The organism is Streptomyces sp. NPDC107575, from assembly GCF_055657265.1.
This window is the reverse complement of sequence record NZ_JBVKBG010000003.1, coordinates 343,663-369,511: the sequence shown is the minus strand read 5'-3', so window position 1 is coordinate 369,511 and position 25,849 is coordinate 343,663. Positions and strand designations below refer to the sequence as shown.

Below are 25,849 nucleotides of genomic sequence, written 5' to 3'. Positions count from 1 at the left end.
GCCGGAACGCACATGATCGTCGAGTCTGGTCGGAGTCCCCGGTGGATCAATTGGCCCTGCTGTTCGTGCTGTTGCTCGGGGCCGTGCTGACCGTCCCGCTCGGTGACCGGCTCGGCCTGCCGTCCCCGGTCCTGATGACCCTGCTCGGCATCGCCCTCGCGCTGATCCAGGCGGTGCCGAATGTCGACATCAACCCGGACCTGATCCTCCCGCTCGTGCTGCCACCGCTGCTGTACGCGGCCGTGCACCGCACGTCCTGGCGGCAGTTCGCGGCCAACAAACGGCCGATCTTCCTACTGGCCGTCGCCCTGGTCTTCGTCACCACGGCCGCGGTCGCCTTCACCGCCGACGCGATCGTGCCGGGCCTGCCGGTCGCCGCGGCCGTCGCGCTCGGCGCCCTGGTGGCGCCGCCCGACCCGGTCGCCGCGACCGCCGTCGCGGGCCAACTGGGGCTGCCCCGGCGCATGGTGTCGATCCTGGAGGGTGAGGGCCTGTTCAACGACGTGACGGCGATCGTGCTGTACCACGTGGCGATCGCCGCCGCCGTCAGCGGCACCTTCTCGCTGCCGCACGCCGCGCTCGACCTGGTGCTGTCCGCGGTCGTCGCCGTCGCCGTCGGCTGGGGGCTCGGCTGGATCGCCAACAAGCTCATCGGCTATCTCGGCGACGCCACGCTCCAGATCGGCCTCACGCTCCTGATCCCCTACGCCTCGTACGTGCTCGCCGAGGAGCTCAAGGGCTCGGGCGTGCTCGCGGTCCTGACCACGGCGATGTTCCTGGCGGAGCACGCCTTCGACGCCGACGACGTGCTCACGAGGCTCACCGGGCGGGCCTTCTGGGACGTCGTGGACACCCTCGTCACCGGCGTCGCGTTCGGTCTCATCGGCCTGGAGGTGCACAACGTCGTCAGGACCGCGGAGGGGCGCTGGGGCGAGATGCTGGGCTGGGCCGGCGCGGTCGTCGCCGTCGTCATCGTCGTACGGCTGCTGTGGCTGCTGCCGATGACATGGGTGACCCGGCGGATGCACCTGCGGCGCGACGTCGACGAGGACATCCCGGTGAGCTGGCGCGAGACGGTCGTCATGTGGTGGGCCGGAATGCGCGGAGTGGCCTCGGTGGCCCTGGCCCTCGCCATCCCGCTGACCATGGACGACGGCTCGCCCTTCCCGCAGCGGGACGAGATCGTCTTCCTGGCGTTCGGAGTGATCATGGCGACCCTGGTGCTGCAGGGCCTGAGCCTGCCGTGGCTGGTGCGCAAGCTGGGGGTGCGCAGCGACGACACCGCCGAGCGGGAGTTCGAGCGGCAGCTCGCGATGCGGGCCGCCAAGGCCGCGAAGCGCCGGTTCAGGGAGATCGAGGAGGTCGAGGAGCTGCCGGACGAGGTGACGGAGCAGATGCTGCGCCGCGCGCTCGACATCGGCCTGCGCATCAACCCGGAGATCGGCGCGGACGAGCGGCGCGAGAAGCAGACCAAGCGAGTCGAGCGGATCAAGCGGATCCGCCGGATCCAGGCGGAGATGATGTCGGCGGCCCGCCACGAGGTCCTCGCGGCCCGCAGCGAACCGGGCTCCGACCCGGAGGTGGTCGACCGGGTGCTCAGGAAGCTGGATGTGCGCAGTTTGCGTTAGAGATCGCCCCGGGGCGCATGTGGCGGCCTAGGCTCGTGTGCATGGCACGCAACGTGATGATCACCGGAGGCGGTACGGGCATCGGTCTCGCCGCGGCCAGGGCCTTCGCCGCGGAGGGCGACCGGGTGCTGCTGGTCGGGAGGCGGATCGAGGTCCTGGAGAAGGCCGGTGTGTCCGGCGCCCTGAAGTACCCGGCCGACCTCGGCACGGTCGAAGGGGCGCGCGGCGCCGCGGACTTCGCGCTCGAGGCGTTCGACGGCACGGTCGACGTGATCGTGCACAGCGCCGGCGGGTTCGGCGGCCGGAGCGACCCGGCGCCGGAGGGCGGCGATCCGCTGGACGCCGTCGCCCACGCCTGGAACACCGACTTCCGGGTCAATACGCTCACTTCGGTGCTGCTCACCGAGGCGCTGCGCGAGCACCTGGCCTCGCCGGGCGGCCGGATCGTGTTCGTGTCCTCCATCGCCGCCCTGCGCGGCTCGAACCAGGGCTCGTACGGCGCCTCCAAGGCGGCCCTGCACCCGTACACGTACGACCTCGCCAAGCAGCTCGGCCCGCGCGGCATCACCGTGAACGCCATCGCGCCCGGCTACATCGAGGACACCGAGTTCTTCGGGCCCTCGATGCCCGAGGCGGAGCACCGGCGCCGGGTCGACGCCATCCCGACCGGCCGTGCGGGGACGCCCGAGGACATCGCGGCCACGGTGCTGTGGCTGGCGTCGCCGGGAGGCGGCCATGTCACCGGCCAGATCGTCCAGGTCAACGGCGGGGAACTGCAGGGGCGTTAGGGCCCTTCTGACGGATCAGGCTGGATGCGGGAGGCCGCTTCATTCGGCTCCGCGAGCGGGGTCTGGTGCGTGCAGCTGCAAGGCGGAGGAGGGCGTCAACGCGGAGCGTTGGCAACCGACGACAACGCCGCAGATGTGCGTGCCAGACCCCGCGACTCCAGCAAGATCCGTCAGAAGGGCCCTAGCCCCGACCCGTCCGGGGCGCGCGGCCGTTGCGGCTGAGGACGTGCTCCGGCAGGGAGTCCGACTCGTCCGGGGCGACCAGGGCCGTCGCCGTGTTGATCCGCGGCAGCGCGTACGGGTGCTGCTCGGTCAGCCAGCGGACCAGCTGCTCGCGGACCGTGACCCGCACCGTCCAGATGTCGTCCGCGTCCTTGGCCGTGACCAGGGCGCGGACCTGGAGGGTGCTGGGCGTCGTGTCGGTGACGGCGAGGCCCCAGTCGCGGCCGTCCCAGGCGGCGCACTCGCGCAGGATGTCGTGCAGCTTCTCGCGCATCTCGGGCACGGGCGCGCTGTGGTCGAGGTGGAAGAAGACGGTGCCGGTCATCTGGACGCCGCCGCGCGACCAGTTCTCGAACGGCTTCGACGTGAAGTACGACACCGGCATCGTGATGCGGCGCTCGTCCCAGGTGCGCACGGCGAGGAACGTGAGGGTGATCTCCTCGACCGTGCCCCACTCGCCGTCCACGACGACGGTGTCCCCTATCCGCACCATGTCGCCGAAGGCGATCTGCAGGCCCGCGAAGAGGTTCCCGAGCGTGGACTGCGCCGCGACACCGGCGACGATGCCCAACAGGCCCGCCGAGGCCAGCAGCGAGGCCCCCGCCGCCCTGAAGGACGGGAACGTCAGGAGCATCGCGGCCACCGCGACCACGCCGACGACCGCGATGACGACGCGCTGGATCAGGGTGACCTGCGTGCGCACGCGGCGGACCCGGGCGGGGTCGCGCTGCGCGGTGGCGTAGCGCGCGTAGGTCGACTCGACGATCGCCGACGAGATCCGGACGGCGAGCCAGGCGGTGGCGCCGATCAGGACCAGGCTGAGCGTTTCTCCAATGCCGCTGTAGTGGTCCTCGGCGATCCCCGACTGGTCGTAGGACCCCTTGAGGAGCGCGGCGCAGAGCACGAGCTGGAGCGGCAGCCGGCAGCGGCGCAGCAGTCCCCACAGCGGCGTCTCGTGGTGGCGCTGGTCGGTGCGTTGCAGCAACCGGTCGACCGCCCACCCCACCAACAGTGTGAGCACGACCGAGCCACCAATGACGATCAGTGGGCGCAGTACGTTCTCCATGCCACGACGGTAACCGGGATCGGGCGCGTCTAACCTGCGGGGGCCCTGGCACCATGGAGCCCATGAACATCATGCTTTTCCATTCGGCGTTCGGACTGCGGCCCGCCGTCGAGGCCGCCGCCGAGCGGCTGCGGGCCGCCGGGCACGAGGTGTGGACCCCCGATCTCTTCGAGGGGAACACCTTCGACACCGTCGAGGAGGGCATGGCCTTCAAGGACGAGATCGGCAAGGACGAGCTGCTCAAGCGTGCCGTCCTGGCGGCCGCGCCCTACTCGGACCGGGGTCTGGTCTACGCCGGGTTCTCGTTCGGCGCCGCGACCGCGCAGACCCTCGCCCTCGGCGACGACAAGGCGAAGGGGCTGCTGCTCCTGCACGGCACGTCCGACATCGCGGAGGGGGTCGCCGTCGACGAGCTCCCGGTCCAGCTGCACGTCGCGGAGCCCGACCCGTTCGAGACGGACGACTGGCTGACCGCCTGGTACCTGCAGATGGGCCGCGTGGGAGCCGACGTGGAGGTCTACCGGTACGCCGGGGCGGGCCACCTCTACACCGACCCCGACCTGCCGGACTACGACGAGGAGGCCGCCGAGGCCACCTGGCGGGTGGCGCTCGGCTTCCTCGAAACGCTGTAGGTACTAGGCGACCGGGGCGTCCGCCCGTTCGACCTTCTGGGTGCCCGTGAGGGTGCGGTACGAGCGCTGCCAGGCCGACGTCGCGTTCCGGTCCGCGCGGTCGGAGACCACGTAGAAGTCCATCTGCGTCCGCGCGGCCGTGACGTCCAGGACGCCGTAGCCGTGCCGGTCCATGTCCAGCCAGCGCACGTGCCGGTTGGCCGCCTTGATGGCGCCCTCGGCGACCGTGGAGAGCGTGTCGGGGGCGACGTGCAGGATGTCGTCCAGGTTGTCCGAGGTCACGGACGTGACCACGAACTCCGTCGCGGCCGAGGGCGACAGCGGATACGTCGCCGCCTTGACCGGCACGTCGTTGGCCCACGCCATGTGGATGTCGCCGGTCAGGAAGACGGTGTCGCGGACGGCGTTCTCGCGCAGGTGGGAGATGAGTTCGGCGCGGTCGTGCGTGTAGCCGTCCCACTGGTCGACGTTGACCGCCAGGCCCTCCTTCGGGAGGCCGAGCAGCTCGGCCAGCGGGCCCGCGATGTGGGCGGGCAGCGAACCGAAGGCGACCGGCGAGATCATCACCGAGGTGCCGACCAGCTTCCAGCGCGCGTCAGAGGCGCTGAGGCCGGACTTCAGCCAGTCGAGCTGGGCGCGGCCGGTGATCGTACGCTCCGGGGAGTCCACCGCTCCGTTGCCGACGCTCGACTGCTCGGAGCGGAACGAGCGCAGGTCGAGCAGGTGGAGGTCGGCCAGCTTGCCGAAGCGCAGGCGGCGGAAGACCGTGCCCTCGGTGGACGGGCGGACCGGCATCCACTCGAAGTAGGCCTGCTTCGCGGCCCGCTGACGCGCCGCCCAGTCGCCCTCGGTGCCCGGCGTGTGGTTCTCCGCGCCGCCCGACCAGGCGTCGTTGGCGAACTCGTGGTCGTCCCAGATCGCGATCAGCGGGTGCGCGGCCTGCATCGCCTGGACGTCGGCGTCGGTCTTGGTCTGGCCGTGCCGGGTGCGGTAGTCGGCGAGCGAGACGATCTCGTGGGTGGGCCGGTGCTGCCGGACCGTGTAGTCGGCGGTCGGGTACTCGCCCGTCTTGTACTCGTAGAGGTAGTCGCCGAGGTGCAGGACCGCGTCCAGGTCCGTGCGGGCGGCCAGGTGCCGGTACGGGGAGAAGTAGCCGGCCTCCCAGTTGGCGCAGGAGACGACGCCGAAGCGCAGCCCGTCGGGGGAGGCGTCGGTGGTGGGGGTGGTGCGGGTGCGGCCCACGGGGGAGCGGACGTCGTCCACGGAGAAGCGGAAGTAATAGGCGGTCGCCGGGCGCAGGCCCCTTACATCGGCCTTGACCGTGTGGTCGGAGGCGGCGTTCGCGGTCACGGTTCCGCGGCCGACGATCTGCCGGAAGGCCTTGTCCTCCGCTATCTCCCAGCTCACCCGCGTGTCGGGGCCCGCGCCCGAGCCGGGCACCGCGTCGGCGTTCGGCGTCACGCGCGTCCACAGCAGGATCCCGTCGGGGAGCGGGTCGCCGGACGCGACGCCGTGCAGGAACGCGGGGGCCTCGGCGGCCCGGGCGGGGGCCGCGGCGGCGAGCGGCGCGGCGAGCGCGGCGCCGGCGGCCGCGACCTTGACGACCGTACGGCGGGTCGGGGCGTTTTCATGGAATCGACTGGTCACAGCCGGTCAGACTACTGACTGGTAGATACAAAGAGCGGGCGAACCCGAAAGGTTCGCCCGCTCTTCTTCCGTGCGTGGACCGGCCGTCAGCCCTTCAGGGCCTTCTCGGTCGCGGTCTTGTACTCGGCCACGGTCATCGGAGCGTTCTGGCCGTCCGAACCGGTCAGCTTCTTGCCGTCCACGACCAGGCTCGGGGTGCCGGTGACGCCGTCCTTGTTGGTGTCGAAGGACTTGGACATCTTCATCGCCCAGGCGTCGTACGTGCCGTCCGTGACGGCCTTCTGGAACGCCTTGTTGCCCTTGAGCGAGTCGACGGTGTCGGCGATCTTGATCAGGTAGTCGTCGTCCTTGAACTTGTCGTCGCTCTCCTCGGGGTGGAACTTCGCCGAGTAGAGCGCCGTCTTGTAGTCCAGGAAGGCGTCCTGGCTCACGTTGAGGGCGGCGCCGAGCGCGCTCAGCGCGTTCTTGGAGCCCTCGCCGTTGGTGCCGACGTCGCCCTTGGCCGAGCTGTCGCCGTCGAGGAACGTGCCGCCGACGTACTGGAGCTTGAACTTGCCGGCCTCGACGTCCTTGTGGAGCTGCGGGCCGACGGTCTGCTCGAAGGAGGCGCAGACCGGGCAGCGCGAGTCCTCGTAGATCTTCATCGTCTTCTTGGCGTCGGCCTTGCCGATGACGACGGTCGTGCCGTCCTTGCCCGTCGTGTTCTTGGGCGCCTTCACGGCGGAGGACTTGGCGTCCATCGCCGTCTCCCAGTGGGAGGGCTTGTTGGCCTGCATCACCGCGTAGCCGACGCCGCCGGCGATCGCGAGGACCGCGACGATGGAGACGCCGACGACGGCCTGCCGCTTCGTCTTGTCCCGCTTGGCCTGGCGCTCGCGTTCGGCGCGCAGCCGCTCGCGGGCCGCGGACTTCGCCTGCTGGGTGTTGCGCTTGCTCATGGTCGTGCTCCGTAGGTGTGTGACATGCGGATGGGGACTGCCGTGCCGGGAGCCCGAGCCGAACGGTGGCTCAGGCGGCCGGGCACGGCGGCCCGCGCCGTCCTACGGAGTGCACCCAGAGCCGGGTGCGGGAGGCCGGTACGCGCGTGGCGACGCGCGGCAGCCGGATGCCCGGCTCGCGCCGGACGGTGACCGCGGCGAACGCGATGAGCAGCGGCCGGAACGCGAAGGCGGCCACCGCGCGCAGCAGTTGGGCCAGGGCCTGCTCACCGCGGCGCAGCCAGGCGGCCGCGAGCAGGCCGACCGCGACGTGCGCGCCGAGCAGCAGCCAGGAGGCCGCCGGGTCGGTGTGCGCGAAGAGCACGGCGGCCCGCTCCGAGCCGCCGCCCGTCATCCGGGCCAGCGGGGTGCCCACGTTCCCGGCGCACAGCACGTCGAAGCCGAACTGGCGCAGCGGTCCCGCGACCGGGCCGCCGGCCTGGCCGTAACAGACGTGCTGGCCGGTCGTGAAGACCGTGTCGGCGGCCAGTTCCAGGGGGACGAGCAGGGCGGCGATCCGGCCGAAGCCGCGCTCCCGGCCCGCCAGCGCGTACGCGATCACGAAGACGGCCGCGGCGATCGCCGCGATCGTCGTGAGCGGCAGCGGGGCCCGGGACAGCAGCACGTGCGACGCGACGGAAAGCGTCACGACGCACGCCGTGAACAGCGCCGCGCGCGTCACTCGTAGCTGGGTCCCGGATATGTCGTCCATCGCGGCAGAGTGTGCCATGGGTTCCTGTAAACGATGCCTAAAGGGGGCTCATTCACAGGATCCTTCACAGGCCCGGGATCCGGCCGTTGCGGAACAGGTCCACGAAGATCTGGTGGTCCGCACGCGCGCGTGCGCCGTAGGAGTGCGCGAAGTCGACCAGCAGGGGCGCGAAGCCCTCCTCGTCGGCCGCGATCGCCGCGTCGATGGCGCGCTCGGTGGAGAACGGCACGAGCGACTCGCCGGACTGGTCGTCCGCCGCCGCGTGCATCGTCGCCGTGGCCCGGCCGAGGTCGGCGACGACCGCCGCGATCTCCTCCGGGTCGTCGATGTCGCTCCAGTCCAGGTCCACCGCGTACGGCGAGATCTCGGCGACCAGCTGCCCCGCCCCGTCGAGCTCCGTCCAGCCGAGCCACGGGTCGGCGTGCGCCTGCAGGGCGCGCTGCGAGATGACCGTGCGGTGGCCCTCGTGCTGGAAGTAGCCGCGGACCGCCGGGTCGGTGATGTGCCGCGACACGGCCGGGGTCTGGGCCTGCTTCATGTAGATCACGACATCGTTCTCGAGGGCGTCGCTGTTGCCCTCCAGGAGGATGTTGTACGAGGGCAGGCCCGCCGAGCCGATGCCGATGCCGCGGCGCCCGACCACGTCCTTCACCCGGTACGAGTCCGGGCGGGACAGGGAGGCCTCGGGAAGCGTCTCCAGGTACCCGTCGAACGCCGCGAGCACCTTGTAGCGCGTCGCCGCGTCCAGCTCGATGGAGCCGCCGCCCTCCGCGAAGCGGCGCTCGAACTCGCGGATCTCCGTCATGGACTCCAGCAGGCCGAAACGGGTCAGCGAGCGGGCGTCGCGCAGCGCCTCCAGGAGCGGCCCCTCGGCCGTGTCGAGCGAGAAGGGCGGCACCTCGTCGCTCTTGGCGCCGGTCGCCAGCGCGTGGATGCGCTCGCGGTAGGCCGCCGCGTACGTGCGCACCAGGTCCGTGATCTGCTCGTCGCTCAGCGCCTTGGAGTAGCCGATCAGCGCCACGGAGGCGGCGAAGCGCTTGAGGTCCCATGTGAAAGGGCCCACATACGCTTCGTCGAAGTCGTTCACGTTGAAGATCAGGCGGCCCGTGGAGTCCATGTACGTGCCGAAGTTCTCCGCGTGCAGGTCGCCGTGGATCCACACCCGGCTGGTGCGCTCGTCCAGGTAAGGCCCGCCGTGCTGCTCGCGCTCCACGTCTCCGTAGAACAGGCAGGCCGTCCCGCGGTAGAACGCGAAGGCCGAGGCCGCCATCTTGCGGAACTTGACCCGGAAGGCCGCGGGGTCGGCGGCGAGGAGCTCGCCGAACGCGGTGTCGAAGACGGAGAGGATCTGCTCGCCGCGCTGCTCAGCGGTGGGCTGCGGTTCCGACATCGCTGGGTGCCTCCTGGTGCGGGATGGTCCGGTGCGCCGTACTGACGCGTGGGACAGATGTTCTGATCCGTCCAACGCACGACCGTACTCCGGAGTGCCCGGCCGTTGTCAGTGACCGGTCGTAGACTTCCAAGCTGTCCCCGATCCGTCGCCGCGTGTTCGCCATTGGAGGCCCCAACCGTGTCAAAGCCGCCCTTCACGCACCTGCATGTGCACACCCAGTACTCGCTGCTGGACGGTGCGGCGCGGCTCAAGGACATGTTCAAGGCCGCCGGCGACATGGGCATGACGCACATCGCGATGTCCGACCACGGCAACCTGCACGGTGCGTACGACTTCTTCCACACCGCGGAGAAGGCGGGCATCACGCCGATCATCGGCATCGAGGCGTACGTCGCCCCGGAGTCCCGGCGCAACAAGCGGAAGGTCCAGTGGGGCCAGCCGCACCAGAAGCGCGACGACGTCTCCGGTTCCGGTGGTTACACCCACAAGACGATGTGGGCGGCGAACAGCACGGGGCTGCACAACCTGTTCAAGCTGTCCTCGGACGCGTACGCGGAGGGCTGGCTGCAGAAGTGGCCCCGCATGGACAAGGAGACGCTCTCCCAGTGGAGCGAGGGCATCATCGCGTCCACCGGCTGCCCCTCCGGTGAGCTGCAGACCCGGCTGCGCCTCGGCCAGTTCGACGAGGCGGTGAAGGCGGCCGCCGAGTACCAGGACATCTTCGGCAAGGACCGGTACTTCCTGGAGCTGATGGACCACGGCATCGACATCGAGCACCGGGTCCGCGAGGACCTCCTGCGGGTCGGCAAGAAGGTCGGCATCCCGCCGCTGGTGACGAACGACTCGCACTACACGTACGCGGACGAGGCGACTGCGCACGACGCACTGCTGTGCATCCAGACCGGCAAGAACCTCTCCGACCCGGACCGCTTTAGGTTCAACGGCACGGGCTACTACCTGAAGTCGACGGACGAGATGTACGCCATCGACTCCTCGGACGCCTGGCAGGAGGGCTGCCGCAACACGCTGCTCGTGGCCGAGCAGATCGACACGACCGGCATGTTCGAGAAGCGCGACCTCATGCCGAAGTTCGACATCCCGGAAGGCTTCACGGAGGTCACCTGGTTCCAGGAGGAGGTCCGGGTCGGCATGAACCGCCGCTACCCGGGCGGCGTCCCCGAGGACCGCCAGAAGCAGGTCGAGTACGAGATGGACATCATCATCCAGATGGGGTTCCCGGGATACTTCCTGGTCGTCGCCGACTTCATCATGTGGGCCAAGAACAACGGCATCGCGGTGGGCCCGGGCCGTGGTTCCGCGGCCGGTTCGATCGTCGCGTACGCCATGGGCATCACCGACCTCGACCCGATCACGCACGGCCTGATCTTCGAGCGGTTCCTCAACCCCGAGCGCGTCTCCATGCCCGATGTCGACATCGACTTCGACGAGCGCAGGCGCGTCGAAGTGATCAGGTACGTGACCGAGAAGTACGGCGCCGACAAGGTCGCCATGATCGGCACCTACGGCAAGATCAAGGCCAAGAACGCGATCAAGGACTCCGCGCGCGTGCTCGGCTACCCGTACGCGATGGGCGACCGCCTCACCAAGGCGATGCCCGCCGACGTCCTCGGCAAGGGCATCGACCTCTCCGGCATCACCGACCCCCAGCACCCGCGCTACAGCGAGGCCGGCGAGATCCGGGGGATGTACGAGAACGAGCCGGACGTCAAGAAGGTCATCGACACCGCCAAGGGCGTCGAGGGCCTGGTCCGGCAGATGGGCGTGCACGCCGCCGGCGTCATCATGTCCAGCGAGCCGATCGTCGACCACGCCCCGCTGTGGACCCGGCACACCGACGGCGTGACGATCACGCAGTGGGACTACCCGCAGTGCGAGTCGCTCGGCCTGCTCAAGATGGACTTCCTGGGGCTTCGCAACCTCACCATCATGGACGACGCCGTGAAGATGGTGGAGGCGAACAAGGGCATCAAGCTGGAGATGCTCGACGTCCCGCTCGACGACCCCAAGACGTACGAACTGCTCTGCCGGGGCGACACGCTCGGCGTGTTCCAGTTCGACGGCGGCCCGATGCGTTCGCTGCTCCGCCAGATGCAGCCCGACAACTTCGAGGACATTTCCGCCGTCTCGGCCCTGTACCGGCCGGGCCCGATGGGAATGAACTCGCACATCAACTACGCGGAGCGCAAGAACGGCCGGCAGGAGATCACGCCGATCCACAAGGAGCTCGAAGAGCCCCTGAAGGAGACGCTCGGCCTGACCTACGGCCTGATCGTGTACCAGGAGCAGGTGCAGAAGGCCGCACAGATCGTCGCCGGGTACTCGCTCGGCGAGGCCGACGTGCTCCGCCGCGTGATGGGCAAGAAGAAGCCCGAGGAACTGGCGAAGAACTTCGTGCTCTTCCAGGAGGGCGCGAAGAAGAAGGGCTTCTCCGACCAGGCGATCCAGGCCCTGTGGGACGTCCTGGTGCCGTTCGCCGGATACGCGTTCAACAAGGCGCACTCCTCCGCGTACGGCCTGGTCACCTACTGGACCGCGTACCTGAAGGCGAACTACCCGGCCGAGTACATGGCCGCGCTGCTCACCTCGGTGAAGGACGACAAGGACAAGTCGGCCGTCTATCTGAACGAGTGCCGGCGCATGAAGATCAAGGTCCTCCCGCCGGACGTGAACGAGTCGGTGCACAACTTCGCCGCCCAGGGCGACGACGTGATCCTCTTCGGCCTGGAAGCGGTCCGCAACGTCGGGTCGAACGTGGTGGAGTCGATCGTCCGGGCCCGCAAGGCGAAGGGGAAGTTCACCTCGTTCCCCGACTACCTGGACAAGATCGAGGCCGCCGCCTGCAACAAGCGGACGACGGAATCCCTGATCAAGGCGGGCGCCTTCGATCAGATGGGACACACCCGCAAGGGGCTCACCGCCCAGTACGAGCCGATGATCGACAACGTCGTGGCGGTGAAGCGCAAGGAGGCCGAGGGACAGTTCGACCTCTTCGGCGGCATGGGCGAGGGGGAGAGCGACGAGCCGGGCTTCGGCCTCGACGTCGAGTTCTCCACCGACGAGTGGGACAAGACGTACCTGCTCGCCCAGGAGCGCGAGATGCTCGGCCTGTACGTCTCCGACCACCCGCTCTTCGGCCTGGAGCACGTCCTGTCCGACAAGGCGGACGCGGGCATCGGCCAGCTCACCGGCGGCGACTTCGGGGACGGCGCGGTCGTCACGGTCGGCGGCATCATCTCGGGCCTCCAGCGCAAGATGACCAAACAGGGCAACGCCTGGGCGATCGCGACCGTCGAGGACCTCGCCGGTTCCATCGAGTGCATGTTCTTCCCGGCGACGTACCAGCTGGTGTCCACGCAGCTCGTCGAGGACGCCGTCGTCTTCGTCAAGGGCCGCCTCGACAAGCGCGAGGACGTGCCGCGCCTTGTCGCCATGGAGATGCAGGTCCCCGACCTGTCGAACGCGGGCACCAACGCGCCGGTGATCCTCACCATCCCCGCCCTGAAGGTGACCCCGCCGATGATCAGCCGGCTCGGCGAGATCCTCACCAACCACCGGGGCGACAGCGAGGTACGGATCAAGCTCCAGGGGCCGCGCAAGACCACGGTGCTGCGGCTCGACCGGCACCGGGTGAAGCCCGACCCGTCGCTCTACGGCGACCTGAAGGTGCTGCTCGGCCCGGCCTGCCTCATGTGACCTGCTGACTGCGGCGAGACACGCGCGAGGGGCGCACCCGGACTTCCGGGTGCGCCCCTCGCTGTGTGCCAACTTCCCTACGAGGTGCCTCAGTTGTGGCCGAAGCGACGCTCGCGGTGCTTGCGGGCCACGTCGCCCGGAGTCGCCTCCACGGCCGACTTGGCCTGAGCCTCCATGGCCGAGGACCGGGCCTGCTCGTCCGGGCGGGCCTGCTCGGCAGCCTTCTGCTGATGGCGGTTCTGCTTACGGTTCTTGGCCATGGTGATCTGCCTCCTGCGGGGGATCTAGGGGCCAGGGCCGGCTTCAGATTCACACAGGCGGAGGAAGAACGCATTTCGGAGTATTACCGTTCGTAACGGGTGTCGGTCGTCGATAGCCCGCGCCGGGTTCACGGCTTCCGCCACGCCGAAGATCCAGTTCGGGCCGTTAACCCCCGCGCGGTCGGGCAGACTCGAAGGAAACCCGAAGCGAAGCCGCGGGAGCCGTCCCGTGGAGCGTGTCCGGACTCCTTGCAAGTCGGCGGAAAGAGGGTGGATCGCGTGGATCGTTGCATCGTTCTGGTGGATGCCGGATATCTGCTGGGGGCCGCGGCGAGCCTGCTCGCGGGCGAGCCGTCCCGCTCCCGGATCCATGTGGACCACGCCGCCCTCATCCAGGGTCTGCGCGAGCGCGCCGAGGCCGAGACCGGCCGGGAGCTGTTGCGCATCTACTGGTTCGACGGGGCGCCCGACCGGGTGCCGCAGCCCGAGCACCGGCGGTTGCGGGTGATGCCGCGGGTCACGGTCCGCCTTGGCGCCCTGACCAGGAGCGACGGGCGGTGGGCGCAGAAAGGCGTCGACGCGGCGATGCACGCCGAGCTGACCGAGCTCGCGCGCAACCGGGCCTGCTCGGACATCGTGCTCGTGACCGGGGACGGGGACCTGCTGCCCGGCATGATGGCCGCCAAGGAGCACGGGGTCGCCGTCCACCTCTGGGCCGTGCAGGCCGCCGACGGCGACTACAACCAGTCCGAGGACCTGGTCGCGGAGGCCGACGAGCGGCGGGTGCTCGACCGGGCCTGGATCACCAAGGCGGTACGCGCCAAGGAGCTCGGTGGGATCTGCGCCCCGCCGCACGTGCCGCGTCCGGAGATCGCCGCGATCCTGTCCGCGCCGCTGCCGGAGTCCGCGCTTTCCTCCGCGGGGCGTCCGGAGGAGGGGTCGGGGGAGGGTACGTCCGTGCAGCACGCGCCCGCCGCGCGCGGGGAGAACGGTGCGGTGGCTTCGTCATCGGCGGCGTCCTCGGCGGAGGACGAGCGGGCCGGGGTCGGCAAGGGCGTGCCCACGCCCAAGGATCTCGCCGCGCTGCGGGGGCCGGGGGCGCAGGCCGCCCAACATCCCGCGAACGCGACGCTGCGGTGGTCGTCCGACAAGGGGTGGGTCGAGCGGCCCGGTGGGGGCGGGGAGCCGGCCGATGTGGCGTCCTTGCCTACGTTGGCGCAGCTCACCACGGCGGAGCAGCGGTGGGCCGATCGCGAGGAGGACATCACCGCGATCGGCGGGGATCCGTACGAGGTGGGGCAGGTGTTCGCGCGGAGGTGGCGGGAGCGGTTGGGGGACCAGGCGCAGTTGCAGAAGCTGGCGACCATGTATCCGCGGGTGCCGCACCGGATCGACGGGGAGTTGTTGCGGTACGCGGCGAGGTTCGGGCTGCTGGCGCACAAGGACGACCAGATCGACGAACACGACCGGTATGCGATCCGGGCGGGTTTCTGGCGCGAGATCGACATCCGCACGGCGGAACACGCGGCGGCCGCCGACTAGGCCCGCGTATTCGTGTTGCGCGGCACCGATATTTCAAGCCCCTGCGGCGATTGAGCAGCGGGGTCCGGGGCGGAGCCCCGAGGGCGCAACGCCGGTGTGGCGGAAACATTCCGTGACGCCGGTGCCGCGAAACCGACTCGTCCGGTCCGGGGAAATGTCCCGCCCCGCGTGCAATCGTGAACGCCGGACCCCGTAGGCTCGTCCCTCGTGAGTATGCGCACCGATGCCGTCGCCCCGAAGCGTCATGGGGGCGCTGTGGTGTGCGCGGTGCGGGGGCTCAAGAAGACCTATCCGGCCTCGCGCGGGCGCCGCGGCGCGCCCGGCACCCCGGAGCTGCGGGCCACGGACGACGTACGGCTCGACATCGGGCGCGGGGAGATCTTCGGCCTCCTCGGGCCGAACGGCGCGGGCAAGTCCACCCTCGTACGGCAGCTGACCGGCCTGATGCGCCCTGACGCGGGAAGCGTCGAGATCCTCGGCCACGACATCGTGCGGCACCCCGAGCGCGCCTCCCGCATCCTCGCCTACCTCGGCCAGGAGTCGACCGCCCTCGACGAGCTGACCGTCGCGCTGGCCGCCGAGACCACGGGACGCCTCCGCGGCCTCCCCCTGAAGGACGCGCGGGCCGCCCGCGACGACGTCCTCGACGAACTTGGCCTCACCGCCCTGGCCTCCCGCCCGATCAAGAAGCTGTCCGGCGGCCAGCGCCGGCTCGCCTGCTTCGCCGCCGCCCTCGTCGGCGAACGCCCGCTGCTCGTGCTCGACGAGCCGACCACCGGCATGGACCCCGTGGCCCGCCGCGCCGTATGGTCCGCCGTGGACCGCCGCCGGGCCGAGCGCGGCACGACCGTGCTGCTCGTCACCCACAACGTGATCGAGGCCGAGACCGTGCTCGACCGGGTGGCCGTGCTCGACCAGGGCCGCGTGATCGCCTGCGACACCCCGGCCGGACTCAAGGAACGCGTCGCCGGCGAGGTGCGTGTGGAACTCGTGTGGCGCCAGGAGGCTCCGATGGGGCTCGAAGAGGTGGCGCGGCTGCGGCCGCACGCCGTGGAATCCGGGCGGCGCTGGTCGCTGCGGCTCGCACCGGACGCGGCCCGCTCCGCCGTCGCCGCCGTCACCGGCGGCCCGGCCTTCGACTTCCTCGACGACTTCACGCTCGCGACGCCGAGCCTGGAGGACGTGTACTTGGCCCTCGGCGGCAGCCGCAGCGGCGTGAAGGGCCTGGTGAAGGCGTGAGTGTCATTCCCGTCGAGGCGGCCCCCGCGCGCCAGGCGTCCGTGCCCGAGGTGACCGAGGAACTGCTCGCGCCCCGCGCCCGCTTCCTGCCCTCGCTCGCCGCCGTCTACCGGGCGCAGCTCAGCCGCGCCCGCGTGGCCCGGATCCCGCTGCTGTTCGTGGCGACGTTCCAGAGCATCGGCATCATGATCCTGATGCGCGGCGTCGTCGACCAGGGCGGCCGCGAGGCCCAGGCCGTCGTCGCCGGGTCCGCCGTGCTCGTCGTCGCGTTCGTCGCGCTGAACCTGCTCGCCCAGTACTTCGGGCAGCTGCGGGCCGCCGGCGGGCTCGACCACTACGCGACGCTGCCGGTGCCGCCCGCCTCCGTGGTGCTCGGCGCCGCGGGCGCGTACGCCTCGTTCACCGTGCCGGGGACCGTGGTCACCGCGGTCGTCGGCTGCGTGATGTTCCAGCTGCCGCTCGCCCACCTGTGGGTGCTCGCCGCGGTGATCCCGCTGGCGGGCGCCGCCCTCGCCGGCCTCGGCGCCGCGCTCGGCCTCCTCGCGCCCCGGCCCGAACTGGCCACGCTGCTCGGCCAGTTGGGCATGTCTGCGGCGCTGCTGCTCGGTGTGCTTCCGGCCGACCGGATGCCGGAGTTCGTGCAGTGGGGGCGGGACCTGCTCCCGTCGACGTACGGGGTCGAGGCGTTCGCGCGGACCTTCGCCGAGCACCCCGACTGGGGCGTGGTCCTGCTCGACCTGGGCGTCTGCGCGGCCGTCGGCGTCGCCTCCCTGGCCGTGGCCACGTGGGCGTACCGGCGGGCCGCCGTCCGGTGACGCGCCGCACAGCGACGCCTGGCACGATGGCAGGGTGACCGCACCGCTGACACCGCCACCCCATCAGCCCCCGCACAACAACGGGCACAGCGACCCCTGGCAGGCCCCCGACCCCATGACCGGACATCTGCCGCCCGCACCCGCCGCCCCGCAGGAGCACGAGGAGGACGGTCCGGGGCTCCGGGCCGAACTGCGCGAGGCCGTCGTCGTGACGATCGGCGTCGCGGTGGTGGGGCTCGCGCTCGGCGCGCTGTGGCTGTGGCTCGCGCCCCGGGTCCCGCTGGTCTCGGACGCCTCGGCGGTCTACCTCAAGGACACCGAGGGCGAGCAGGCCATCGGCATCGACGGAACGTTCGCCCTGCTCGGGCTCGCGTTCGGCGTCGTCACCGGGGCCGCCGTCTTCCTGTGGCGCAGGCGCGGCGGCGTACCGCTGGTCGTGGGCCTGGCCCTGGGCAGCCTGCTCGGCGGGGTGCTCGCCTGGCGGTTCGGCATCTGGCTCGGGCCGACGCAGAACGTCGCCGCGCACGCCAAGGAGGTCGGCAAGGGTGTCGTGTTCGACGCCCCCCTGGAGCTGAACGCCAAGGGGGCGCTGCTGGCGTGGCCGCTGGCCGCGCTGGTCGTGCACCTGGGCCTCACGGGTCTGTTCGGGCCGCGGGACCCGGACCCGTATTTCGCTACGCCCTACGGGGTGCAGGGGGACGGCTCCGCCACGCCTACGGCCCCGTAGCGGCTCAGCCGTACCGGCGTTGCGGTCTCGGGGCTCTGCCCCGGACCCCGCGCCTCAATCGCCGGCGGGGCTGATCTTGCCGTACCGGTGTTGCGGTCTCGGGGCTCTGCCCCGGACCCCGCTGCTCAATCGCCGCAGGGGCTTGAATTGCTCACCTTTCCGCGTGGCGCGAGTGGTTCCTCGGCCAGATAGTCGCTCGGTCCCTCCCGGTCGACCAGGCGGTTCAGCCGGTTCGGGACGTCGAAGCCGATGAGGACGATCACCACGAGCGTGAGCGCGAACGTCAGGATCGCCAGGGACTGGCCGAGCGACATCCCCGAGGCGAGCCGCGCGCCGAGCACCGGCGCGACCGCGCCGCCGAGCGCCCCCACGTTGTACGTGAAGCCGAGGGACGCCGCGCGCGTCTCGGTCGGGAAGTGGCCCGCGATGTACTTGGGGAGCAGGCCCGAGATGCCCTGCATGCAGGCGAGCATGCAGAACAGCAGGATGCCGAGCCCCACCGGGCTGTCGTGGACCGCGAACACCGGGAAGACGAAGGCGATGCCGACGAGCAGCGTCACCGCGTACGCCCGCCGGGTGCCGAACCGGTCGCCGACGAAGCCCGCCACGACGCAGCCGACGGCCGTGCCGAAGCCCGCCCAGAAGAGGGCGTCGGTGACCTCGGAGGGGGAGTAGCCCAGCTCGGTCTTCAGATACGTCGGGAGCAGCGCCTGCACCGGCCAGCTGTACAGGAACGCGCAGAACACGGTCACCGTCAGCGCCACGTACAGCAGCCACCGCTTGCGGCCGCCCAGCTGGACCGTGAAGGCCAGCAGGCAGACCGCCGCCACCACGGACAGGACCGGCACCGCGCCCGCGCCGAGCGGCGTGAACACCGCGAACAGGGCGCCCGTCGCGACGACCGCGAGGACCGTGTTGACCGTCGCGAGGCGGCGCGTGGCGAACAGCGGGCGGAACGGGTTGGGCCGCTGCCCCGCGTCCGCCACCTGCTCCTGCCACTCCTCCGCCTCGGGCAGCGCCCGCCGCACCCACAGCGCGACCGCCACGGGGAACAGGCCGATGTAGAACAGCCAGCGCCATCCGTGGTCCGGGACCACCAGCTCGTAGATCTCGGCCGCGAGGACGCCGCCGAGCGAGAAGCCGGAGATCAGGAAGCCGGACGCGCGGTTGCGCAGCTTCGCGGGCCAGCTCTCCAGGACGTACGTGGCGCTCGCGCTGTACTCGCCGGCCATGCCCATGCCGATCAGCAGGCGCGCGGTGAACAGGCTCGTGTAGTCCCAGGCGAAGCCGCAGGCGAAGGTGCCGAAGGAGTAGAGCACGATCGAGACGACCATGGCCGCCTTGCGGCCGAAGCGGTCGCCGAGCGCGCCGAGGACCGCGCCGCCCAGCCAGCGCGTGATGAACGCGCCGGAGACCAGGCTCGCCTGCTCGACCCCGGAGAGCCCGAAGTCGTCGCCGATCTCGGTCAGTACGAGGGTGATCAGGACGAAGTCGAAGCCGTCGAGGAAGTAGCCGATCCAGGCGGCGAAGAAGGACTTCCACCGGGCGGGGCCGATGTCCCGGTACCAGGGTTCCCGCACGGCCGTCGTCACAGCAGACCCGCTTCGACGAGGTGCCGGCGGACGTACGCGAACTCGGCCTCGCCCAGCGGGATCTGCGGGGCGGCCGTGGCGGGGCAGTCGATGACGCCCCGCAGGTGCACGGCGGCCTTGAACGCGCCGAGCGCGGAGGACGAGCCGCCCATGACGGCGGGGTCGCCGGCGTCCGTGATCGCGAAGAGCGCGGCGAGCCGGTTCTGCTCGGCGCGGGCCGCGTCCCAGTCGCCGGAGCGGGCGGCCTCGTAGAGGCAGACATAGCCGTGCGGGTCCACGTTGCCGAGGCCGGGGACGACGCCGTCGACGCCCGCGAGGAGGGCGCCGTCCACGGTGAGCTCGGCGCCCGTGAACACCGAGAACGTGGGGGCCGCCGCGCGCAGCGGGGCGAGCAGACGGCGCAGGGAGCCCTCGTCGCCGCTGGAGTCCTTGAGGCCCGCGAGGGTGCCGTCGGCGGCGAGTTCGAGGATCGTGTCGCGGCCGAGCTTGCTGTGCACCGCGACCGGGATGTCGTACGCGAACAGGGGCAGGTCCGCGCCGGCGCGGATGCGGCGGAAGTGGTCCGCGATCTCGGCCGGGTGGGTGCGGGTGTAGAAGGGCGCGGTCGCCACGAGCGCGTCGGCGCCCGCCTTCACGGCGTCCTGGGCCCGCTCCAGGACCCGGGCCGTGGTCGTCTCGATGACACCGGCGAGGACCGGGACCCGGCCCGCCGCCGCGTCGACCGCGGCCTCCAGGGCGGTGCGGCGCTGGGCGTCCGTGAGATAGGCGGTCTCGCCGCTGGAGCCCAGCATGAACAGGCCGTGCACCCCGGCGCCGATGAGGTGCTCGGCGAGCCGCCGCACCGAGGCGACGTCCACCTCCCCCTCGGCGGTGAGCGGGGTGACCAGCGGCGGTACGACGCCCCTGAAGGGGGCGGGGAGCGGGGCTCGGAGAGTCATGGCGGTGGTCTCCAGGGTTAACTGATGGTGTACGGAGATGGGACGTAGGATGTCCTACGTCCTGGAGGTGACAGTGCGCCACGGTCGTGGACACTGTCAAGGGTTCGAAGAGCCCGGCAGATCACAGGAGGGGCCTGGATGCGAGCGCTGGTCGCGGACGACGCGCAGCAGAAGATCAAGGAATTCATCGTCGAGGGCGGCCTCGGACCCGGCGATCCGCTGCCGACCGAGACCGAGCTGATGGAGCGTTTCGCGGTCAGCCGCAACTCGCTGCGCGAGGCCCTGAAGTCCTTGCAGGCCAAGCACATCGTCGAGATCCGGCGCGGGTTCGGGACGTACGTCGGGTCGATGTCGCTCGAACCGCTGATCGACGGGCTCGCGTTCCGCACCGTCGTCGGGCACCGCAGGGGCGAGGACAGCCTGCTCGAACTGCTGCAGATGCGGGAGGCGCTGGAGGCGGGCCTGATGAGCAGCCTCGTCGGGCGGCTCGGCGAGACGGAGCTCGACGTGCTCGACGGGCTCGTACGGCGGATGCACGAGGAGGTCGCGGACGGCGGGGCGATCGACGCCGCGACCGACCGGGAGTTCCATCTCGCGCTGTACGGGCCGCTGGCGAACCGGCTGCTCAGCGAGTTGCTCGACGCGTTCTGGAGCGCCTTTCACCAGTCGCGGCCGCAGGACATCGGGCGGGCGCCGGAGAACGCGGACGGCGCGGAGCTGGCGCGGATGCACGGCAGGATCGTCGACGCCGTGCGGGCCGGGGACGCGGAGGCCGCGGAGGACGCCGTGCATTCGCACTTCGACGACATCCGCGGCCGGCTGAGCGCGCGCTGATCTTCAAGGGGTCAGGCTTTTTACGGGGCCTCAGGCGGGCCGTCGCCCGTGGTTGGCCTTGCCCTTCTTGATCCGCCACTTGCGCTTGCGTGTCTTCTTCGACATGTCCTCGGTACTTAGCCGAAGCGGCGGGGTACGTCGAGGGGTCACGCACGCCCGACAGGCGCGAGCACCGCGCCCGTGAGCGCCGCGAGGTCCCCCGGCGCCAGCTCGACCTCAAGGCCGCGGCGGCCCGCGGAGACGTGGATCGTGTCGTGCTTCTCGACGGAGGAGTCGATGACCGTGCGCAGCTTCTTGCGCTGCCCGAGCGGAGAGATGCCACCGCGTACGTATCCGGTGGTGCGCTCCGCGAGCGCCGGGTCGGCCATGGTGGCGCGCTTGCCGCCGACCGCCGCCGCGAGCGCCTTCAGGTCGAGCTGGCCCGCCACCGGCACGACGCCGACGACGAGCGTGCCGTCCACGTCCGCGACGAGCGTCTTGAACACCCGGTCCGGGGAGACGCCCATCGCCTCCGCGGCCTCCTCGCCGTACGAGGCGCTCGCGGGGTCGTGCTCGTAGGAGTGCACGGTGAAGACGGTGCCCGCGGTGGTGAGGGCGACGGTGGCGGGGGTTCCGCCGGACTGGCTCTGCTGCTTCTTGGCCTTCTTCGCCAACGTGCCGCTTCCCTACGTGAGTTGAGTGACGTCGGTTGGGTGCCGTCAGTTGAGGCTGGTCGACTGGCGGGTGAGCTCCGTCGCCGGCAGCGAGGGCAGGTGGCGGATGATCGCCGTCTCCGCGCGCAGCAGCGTCAGCTCCTCGCGCAGCCGGGACGCCACGTCCTCGGCCTGCAGCAGATGCTGCTTCGTCGGTACGTCGAGGACCGCGGCCGCCGCGACGAGATACGACACCACCGACGGCTCGTCCGGCAGCTCGGCGCCCGTCGTCAGCGAGCGCTCGCGGGCGCCCGCGAGCCGCTTCTGGTACGAGCGGAACGCGCGCAGCACGCCCTCCGCGAGGGCGCCCGCCTCCTCGCCGTCCTCCTCGTCCAGCTCCTCCACCTCGGCCGTCAGATACGGGCCCGAGGCGTCGACCGAGTGCAGCTTCACCCGGCGGGTGCCGGTGGCGAGGACCTCGAAGCTGCCGTCCGCGCGCTCCCTGATGGTCGCGGCGTCCGCGATGCAGCCGACGGCGTGGAAGGACGTGATCGGGTCGTCGCCGAAGCCCGCGGCCGGGCCCGCGCCCGCCTCCTTCGTCGTCACCTCGTCGGGCATTCCGGGCGCACTGGGCGCGACCTCGTGGCCGTCGCGGATCGCGACGACCACGAACTGGCGGGGCTCCTCCGAGGTGGACGGTTCGGTGTCGGGCTCCGACGGATCGTCGGGCGACGCCTTCAACAGGTCGCGCATCATGGCGCGATAGCGCTCCTCGAACACGTTCAGCGGGAGCACGAGTCCCGGGAACAGCACCGAGTTGAGCGGGAACAGCGGAAGTCGGACGGTGGTCACGTCGGTCAAGCGTAATGGTCGTCGGACCTGCGCGGTCCGCCGCGCAGCGGCATCGTCGCCGCGACCTCCAGTCGGACCTGTCCGCGCAGCTCCATGAAATGGCCCAGCGGGTCGTCCGTGAGGCGGTCCCAGGGGAACGTCGTCGCGTACGGGCCGATGAGCCGCAGCTGCTCCAGGGCGTCGTCCCAGCGTTCGAGTTCGACCAGTACGCAGGTCAGCAGGTTGCGCACCTCGGCGGGCCACGGGTCCGCCGGTTCGTAACTGCGGGACAGCTCCGCGGCGAGGTCGGCCGCGGCGTCCAGGCGGGCGCGCGGGATGCCGGTCTTCGGGGCGCCCGAGGTCAGATACGCGAGGGCCGCGCGGGCCGGGAGCGCCTGGAGCAGCGAGCCCGGCAGGGCGTCCTGTGCGGCGCGCTCCGCGAAGTCGAAGCACTCGCGGTGGGAGCCGTACCAGGCGGCGGAGAGGTAGCGCAGGGCCGCGACGTGGCAGCCGTAGTGGTGCGGGGAGCGGCGCACCGCGCGGGCCCACAGCTGCTCGAACTCGGTGTGCGGGGCGTTGGTGCCGCGGGCGTGGTCCAGGGCGATCCGCCAGGGGACCGGGTCGCGGGGGTCGGACTCGGCGGCGGCCAGGATCAGGGGTGTGACCTCGCGGAGCAGCTCGGCGTGGGCGGGGGCGGCGAGGGCGCGGGTGACGGCGAGTTCGGCCTTGACCAGGAGCAGGTCGGGGTCGTGCGGCGAGGCCTCCTGCCAGGCCTCGAACCACTCGGGGCGGGCGGCGGCGAACGAGGCGAGGCGCTGCACGGCGCGGTCCCGGTTCTCCCACTCGGCGGCGTCGCGGGTCTGGGCGAGGGCCTTCGCGGCGGGTCCGTACTCGGCGCGGCCCGCGGCGACGAGGGCGGGGGCGAGGCGGTCGTCCGGGGCGTCGAGCAGCAGTTCCTCGTCCGGCGGGAGACCGATGCCGAGGCCGGCGGTGTGGCGGAGCATGCGGGTGGTGCGGACGAGGGCGCGCAGGAACGGCACGGGGCCTCCTTGTGCGCCGTGGGGACGTGGTTGCGCTGGAATGACGGCCGGGGCGGCCGGATGGTTGCCCCCACCGGCGGACTTTTTGCCGGGGGTTGGGGGTTGTGGCGGCAGGGGGGAGCGGTTGGCGGTACGGGTGGGTGGGACCGGGGGCGGCGCTTGCGGTACGGGTACGGGTACGGGTGCGGGGGCCGGGGTGGCGCCTGGGCGGGTCCGGGTTGGCGTCTGCGGTGCGGGTGTGCGGGGCTGGGGTTGGTGTCTGCGGTACCGGCCTGTGGGCCCGGGGTTGGTGTCTGCGGTGCGGGTGTGCAGGACCGGGGATGGCGTCTGCAGTGCGGGTGTGTGGGGCCGGGGTTGGCCCTTGCGGCGCCGGTTCCTAGGCACGGCGCCCGGATGCACCGCTGCCCGGCCACCTCCCACCCACCCGCCCCCTCCGGGGGCTTCGGCCCCCGTGGGTGGGGCCGGTGCTTGGCTGCGGGCGGGTTCGCAGGGCCCGGAGGAATCCCAGCAGCTCCGGCGGAGCCACTGGGGCGGGCCCGGACCGCGTCGACCACGTGGGGCCAGAGCCGGTGGGTCCTGCGCGGCGGACGGCACCCGGGTGAGGACGACCGCCGGGCCCGGCGGTCCGATGCGGCGGCGCCCGGCGCTCTGGGCTGTGCCGAGCCCCGGGCGGGACGGGCCCGTCGGCCCAGGCCGGTACCCCGTGGGGCCGGAGCCCCCGGAGGGGGCGGGTGGGTGGGGGATGACCTGGCCCCGGCAGGGGGCAATGGGCAACGGTGCCCGTCGGCACGGGCCGCGTGCCCGTAGGGGAGCGGCGGCCGGGACCCGGTGGTCCCGCCCTCGGTCAGGCGAAAGGGGCCGGGCACCGCCGGACCCCGTGAGGCCCCGTTCCCGCAGGGGCGACGGCGGCGCCGCCCCACCGCACCCCTAGCTCCTGCGGAGCAACCTCGTCGCGCCCGCTGCCACCGTCGTCGCCAGGATCCAGCCCAGGAGGACCAGGATCGCCGAGGCCCACAGCCAGGGGCCGCTGAGTTGCCACGCGGCGGCCTGGCCGAGGTCGATGACCGGGAGGAGGAGGTCGAGGGTGAAGAGGGCCGGGTCCCAGACCGGGCCCTCGCCGGGCTTGATGCGGGGGTGCGGGGCCTGGGAGAACGCGGCCGCGCTGAGCGCCCAGACGACCGCCATCCACAGCGCGGCCCGCCCGGGCCGGTACCCGTACGCCACCGTCCAGTCCTGGATGTAGCCCCACACCTTCGCCGCGAGCGGCAGCGTCTCGCGGCGTCTGCGCTGCTTGGCGAGGAGCACCTCGCGCGCGTCGGAGTCCTCGCCGCTGTTGCGCAGCACCGTGGCCAGCTGCTCGTACGGCTCCGGGCTGTACTCGGGGGTCGCGGCGGCGAGCCAGTCGAGGCGGCGGGCGAGCGGGAAGGAGCCGGTGGGGATGAGGTTCTCGTACTGGAAGCCGCCGAGGCGGAGCTGGCCAGGACCCGGCCAGCTGGTCGACCGGTCGACCAGGTTGGTCGCCCGCGCGCCGGAGAGCACGATGCGCCCGCGCTCCGGCTTCTCGCACAGGAAGCGCAGCTCCGGGGTCTGGATGCGGCGCATCGAGACCTCCTGCTCGTTCTCCATCGTGAAGCGCGCCGAGTCCAGGTCGACCGCGTCGCCGAACCGGCCGTCGTCGAGCCGCATCCCGCCCACGCACTCGAAGCGCTGCACGCGGGTGCCGCGCGCGGGCGTCCCGCCGCCGTTCTGGAACGGGCCGCCGAGCGCCGCGGGGCCGAGGTACAGCGTCCGCTCGACCGACATCTGCGGAGCGTTCAGGGCCCGCCGCCCCTGCGTGTTCCGCAGCCGGCTGCCCCGCAGCGACAGCGAGACGCCGACCGTCGCCCCGCGCAGGCTCAGTTCGCCGTGTGTCTCCAGCTGCTCGGCCTGGAGGTCCTGGCCGACCGTGAGCCCGTCCGCCATGATCGACTTTCCGCGCCGGTCGTGGAACACGACGGCCTGGTTGAGCAGCAGGTCCGTGCCGATGTGCGCGTCGGTGAGCCGGACCCCGTTGTGGAAGCGGCAGCGGGCGAGGTGCAGATCGCCCTCCGTGTGGACCCGGGCGCCCTCCAGGCGGGGCACCGAGCAGTCGATGAGCCGCACGGTCGTGAAGTGCGCCTCCGGGAGGAGCACCTCCTTCTCGAAGCGGCAGCCCTTCATCTCCAGGTACGGGACGACGTTGCCGCCCGCGAGGTCGAACACGTCCGTGATCTGCACGCCCTGGAGCTTGAGCGAGGACACCCGGCCGTCGAGGGCGGGCGGCCCGTCGAGCAGCAGCCACGCCGCGATCCGCGCCCGCACGCTGCGCTCAGGGCCCCAGGGATGGCCGCCGTGCGGATCGTCCCGCTCGGCGTCCCCGGTGCGCAGGTCGTAGAGGCTGCCGTTGCGGAACGCCTGCCACATCCCCACCTCGGTGGCGGTCAGCCCGTCCGGCACGTCCCCGTTGCCGTTGCCGGTCGTCCCCTCGACCACGACTGTTCTGCCTCCCCTGTGCGACCCCTGGTTCGTACAACCGTTCATGCCCGCTGTGTGACCGTCTGAACGCCGGTGGTCAGCTCACCCGCCGCGATATCAGCCACTG

General features: G+C 71.6%; 22 protein-coding genes. 9 read left to right on the top strand and 13 right to left on the bottom strand.

The window, feature by feature from the left end:
• The first annotated feature begins 41 nt into the window (after positions 1 to 41).
• Complete coding sequence (locus ACZ7L4_RS14920) at positions 42 to 1,628, top strand: Na+/H+ antiporter (protein WP_472102574.1); 1,587 nt, start codon at positions 42 to 44, stop codon at positions 1,626 to 1,628.
• Positions 1,629 to 1,669: 41 nt separating this feature from the next.
• Entirely contained in the window at positions 1,670 to 2,416 is a 747-nt protein-coding gene (locus ACZ7L4_RS14915; protein WP_472102572.1) for an SDR family NAD(P)-dependent oxidoreductase, read from the top strand.
• A gap of 181 nt (positions 2,417 to 2,597) precedes the next feature.
• Here ACZ7L4_RS14915 and ACZ7L4_RS14910 read toward each other — a convergent pair whose 3' ends face one another.
• Positions 2,598 to 3,704 carry a mechanosensitive ion channel family protein gene (locus tag ACZ7L4_RS14910; protein ID WP_450817243.1) on the bottom strand — a complete coding sequence of 369 codons (1,107 nt, stop codon included), beginning with the start codon at positions 3,702 to 3,704 and terminating at the stop codon, positions 2,598 to 2,600.
• Positions 3,705 to 3,766: 62 nt separating this feature from the next.
• Here ACZ7L4_RS14910 and ACZ7L4_RS14905 point away from each other — a divergent pair, with 62 nt between their 5' ends.
• Positions 3,767 to 4,336 carry a dienelactone hydrolase family protein gene (locus tag ACZ7L4_RS14905; RefSeq protein WP_472102570.1) on the top strand — a complete coding sequence of 190 codons (570 nt, stop codon included), beginning with the start codon at positions 3,767 to 3,769 and terminating at the stop codon, positions 4,334 to 4,336.
• Positions 4,337 to 4,339: 3 nt separating this feature from the next.
• On the opposite strand, the gene ACZ7L4_RS14900 is transcribed toward ACZ7L4_RS14905, so the two are convergent.
• The 4 genes from ACZ7L4_RS14900 to ACZ7L4_RS14885 form a co-directional block, all read right to left on the bottom strand.
• A complete protein-coding gene (locus tag ACZ7L4_RS14900) occupies positions 4,340 to 5,983 on the bottom strand; it encodes an alkaline phosphatase D family protein (protein ID WP_472102568.1) in 1,644 nt (547 codons plus the stop codon).
• Between the two features lie 86 nt (positions 5,984 to 6,069).
• Positions 6,070 to 6,921, bottom strand: a complete 852-nt coding sequence (locus ACZ7L4_RS14895; RefSeq protein ID WP_472102566.1) for a thioredoxin domain-containing protein — start codon at positions 6,919 to 6,921, stop codon at positions 6,070 to 6,072.
• A 70-nt stretch (positions 6,922 to 6,991) separates the two neighbouring features.
• Positions 6,992 to 7,672, bottom strand: a complete 681-nt coding sequence (locus tag ACZ7L4_RS14890) for a hypothetical protein (RefSeq protein WP_472102564.1) — start codon at positions 7,670 to 7,672, stop codon at positions 6,992 to 6,994.
• A 64-nt stretch (positions 7,673 to 7,736) separates the two neighbouring features.
• Positions 7,737 to 9,062 (bottom strand): DUF2252 domain-containing protein, encoded by a 1,326-nt coding sequence (locus tag ACZ7L4_RS14885; protein ID WP_472102562.1) that lies wholly within the window; start codon positions 9,060 to 9,062, stop codon positions 7,737 to 7,739.
• Between the two features lie 180 nt (positions 9,063 to 9,242).
• Between ACZ7L4_RS14885 and dnaE the strand changes: the two genes are divergently transcribed.
• A complete protein-coding gene (dnaE, locus tag ACZ7L4_RS14880; protein ID WP_472102561.1) occupies positions 9,243 to 12,779 on the top strand; it encodes a DNA polymerase III subunit alpha in 3,537 nt (1,178 codons plus the stop codon).
• A gap of 89 nt (positions 12,780 to 12,868) precedes the next feature.
• Here dnaE and ACZ7L4_RS14875 read toward each other — a convergent pair whose 3' ends face one another.
• Positions 12,869 to 13,039 carry a hypothetical protein gene (locus ACZ7L4_RS14875; RefSeq protein WP_385768816.1) on the bottom strand — a complete coding sequence of 57 codons (171 nt, stop codon included), beginning with the start codon at positions 13,037 to 13,039 and terminating at the stop codon, positions 12,869 to 12,871.
• A 279-nt stretch (positions 13,040 to 13,318) separates the two neighbouring features.
• On the opposite strand from ACZ7L4_RS14875, the gene ACZ7L4_RS14870 reads away from it, so the two are divergent.
• The 4 genes from ACZ7L4_RS14870 (at position 13,319) to ACZ7L4_RS14855 (ending at position 17,362) form a co-directional block, all read left to right on the top strand.
• Positions 13,319 to 14,581, top strand: a complete 1,263-nt coding sequence (locus ACZ7L4_RS14870) for an NYN domain-containing protein (protein ID WP_472102558.1) — start codon at positions 13,319 to 13,321, stop codon at positions 14,579 to 14,581.
• Between the two features lie 213 nt (positions 14,582 to 14,794).
• Positions 14,795 to 15,820 (top strand): ABC transporter ATP-binding protein, encoded by a 1,026-nt coding sequence (locus tag ACZ7L4_RS14865; protein ID WP_472104017.1) that lies wholly within the window; start codon positions 14,795 to 14,797, stop codon positions 15,818 to 15,820.
• A gap of 5 nt (positions 15,821 to 15,825) precedes the next feature.
• Positions 15,826 to 16,635 carry an ABC transporter permease gene (locus tag ACZ7L4_RS14860; RefSeq protein ID WP_472104015.1) on the top strand — a complete coding sequence of 270 codons (810 nt, stop codon included), beginning with the start codon at positions 15,826 to 15,828 and terminating at the stop codon, positions 16,633 to 16,635.
• A 34-nt stretch (positions 16,636 to 16,669) separates the two neighbouring features.
• Positions 16,670 to 17,362, top strand: a complete 693-nt coding sequence (locus tag ACZ7L4_RS14855; protein WP_472102556.1) for a DUF2567 domain-containing protein — start codon at positions 16,670 to 16,672, stop codon at positions 17,360 to 17,362.
• Between the two features lie 125 nt (positions 17,363 to 17,487).
• Here ACZ7L4_RS14855 and ACZ7L4_RS14850 read toward each other — a convergent pair whose 3' ends face one another.
• On the bottom strand, positions 17,488 to 18,954 hold the full coding sequence (locus tag ACZ7L4_RS14850; protein WP_472102554.1) for a sialate:H+ symport family MFS transporter: 1,467 nt from the start codon (positions 18,952 to 18,954) through the stop codon (positions 17,488 to 17,490).
• Positions 18,951 to 19,892 carry a dihydrodipicolinate synthase family protein gene (locus tag ACZ7L4_RS14845; RefSeq protein WP_472102552.1) on the bottom strand — a complete coding sequence of 314 codons (942 nt, stop codon included), beginning with the start codon at positions 19,890 to 19,892 and terminating at the stop codon, positions 18,951 to 18,953. Before ACZ7L4_RS14845 ends, ACZ7L4_RS14850 begins: the two co-directional genes overlap by 4 nt.
• 138 nt (positions 19,893 to 20,030) lie before the next feature.
• Between ACZ7L4_RS14845 and ACZ7L4_RS14840 the strand changes: the two genes are divergently transcribed.
• Positions 20,031 to 20,726 carry a FadR/GntR family transcriptional regulator gene (locus tag ACZ7L4_RS14840; protein ID WP_472102550.1) on the top strand — a complete coding sequence of 232 codons (696 nt, stop codon included), beginning with the start codon at positions 20,031 to 20,033 and terminating at the stop codon, positions 20,724 to 20,726.
• A gap of 30 nt (positions 20,727 to 20,756) precedes the next feature.
• Here the strand turns inward: ACZ7L4_RS14840 and ACZ7L4_RS14835 are convergent, their stop codons facing one another.
• From ACZ7L4_RS14835 to ACZ7L4_RS14815, 5 genes are all read right to left on the bottom strand, one after another.
• Positions 20,757 to 20,831 carry a hypothetical protein gene (locus tag ACZ7L4_RS14835; RefSeq protein WP_465270599.1) on the bottom strand — a complete coding sequence of 25 codons (75 nt, stop codon included), beginning with the start codon at positions 20,829 to 20,831 and terminating at the stop codon, positions 20,757 to 20,759.
• Between the two features lie 41 nt (positions 20,832 to 20,872).
• Positions 20,873 to 21,379, bottom strand: a complete 507-nt coding sequence (ybaK, locus tag ACZ7L4_RS14830) for a Cys-tRNA(Pro) deacylase (RefSeq protein WP_472102548.1) — start codon at positions 21,377 to 21,379, stop codon at positions 20,873 to 20,875.
• A 45-nt stretch (positions 21,380 to 21,424) separates the two neighbouring features.
• The gene (locus ACZ7L4_RS14825; protein WP_472102547.1) at positions 21,425 to 22,210 is read right to left on the bottom strand and encodes an LON peptidase substrate-binding domain-containing protein; all 786 of its coding nucleotides are present in this window, start codon (positions 22,208 to 22,210) and stop codon (positions 21,425 to 21,427) included.
• 5 nt (positions 22,211 to 22,215) lie between these two features.
• Positions 22,216 to 23,193, bottom strand: a complete 978-nt coding sequence (locus ACZ7L4_RS14820) for a hypothetical protein (protein ID WP_472104013.1) — start codon at positions 23,191 to 23,193, stop codon at positions 22,216 to 22,218.
• A 963-nt stretch (positions 23,194 to 24,156) separates the two neighbouring features.
• The gene (locus tag ACZ7L4_RS14815; protein WP_472102545.1) at positions 24,157 to 25,740 is read right to left on the bottom strand and encodes an oxidoreductase; all 1,584 of its coding nucleotides are present in this window, start codon (positions 25,738 to 25,740) and stop codon (positions 24,157 to 24,159) included.
• Between the last annotated feature and the right edge of the window lie 109 nt (positions 25,741 to 25,849).

Bases quoted from the DNA above. Each gene is read 5' to 3' on its own strand.
- ACZ7L4_RS14915 (WP_472102572.1), top strand. From the start codon at position 1,670: ATGGCACGCAACGTGATGATCACCGGAGGCGGTACGGGCATCGGTCTC.
- ACZ7L4_RS14910 (WP_450817243.1), bottom strand. From the start codon at position 3,704: ATGGAGAACGTACTGCGCCCACTGATCGTCATTGGTGGCTCGGTCGTG.
- ACZ7L4_RS14905 (WP_472102570.1), top strand. From the start codon at position 3,767: ATGAACATCATGCTTTTCCATTCGGCGTTCGGACTGCGGCCCGCCGTC.
- ACZ7L4_RS14895 (WP_472102566.1), bottom strand. From the start codon at position 6,921: ATGAGCAAGCGCAACACCCAGCAGGCGAAGTCCGCGGCCCGCGAGCGG.
- ACZ7L4_RS14890 (WP_472102564.1), bottom strand. From the start codon at position 7,672: ATGGACGACATATCCGGGACCCAGCTACGAGTGACGCGCGCGGCGCTG.
- ACZ7L4_RS14885 (WP_472102562.1), bottom strand. From the start codon at position 9,062: ATGTCGGAACCGCAGCCCACCGCTGAGCAGCGCGGCGAGCAGATCCTC.
- ACZ7L4_RS14875 (WP_385768816.1), bottom strand. From the start codon at position 13,039: ATGGCCAAGAACCGTAAGCAGAACCGCCATCAGCAGAAGGCTGCCGAG.
- ACZ7L4_RS14865 (WP_472104017.1), top strand. From the start codon at position 14,795: ATGCGCACCGATGCCGTCGCCCCGAAGCGTCATGGGGGCGCTGTGGTG.
- ACZ7L4_RS14845 (WP_472102552.1), bottom strand. From the start codon at position 19,892: ATGACTCTCCGAGCCCCGCTCCCCGCCCCCTTCAGGGGCGTCGTACCG.
- ACZ7L4_RS14840 (WP_472102550.1), top strand. From the start codon at position 20,031: ATGCGAGCGCTGGTCGCGGACGACGCGCAGCAGAAGATCAAGGAATTC.
- ACZ7L4_RS14820 (WP_472104013.1), bottom strand. From the start codon at position 23,193: ATGCTCCGCCACACCGCCGGCCTCGGCATCGGTCTCCCGCCGGACGAG.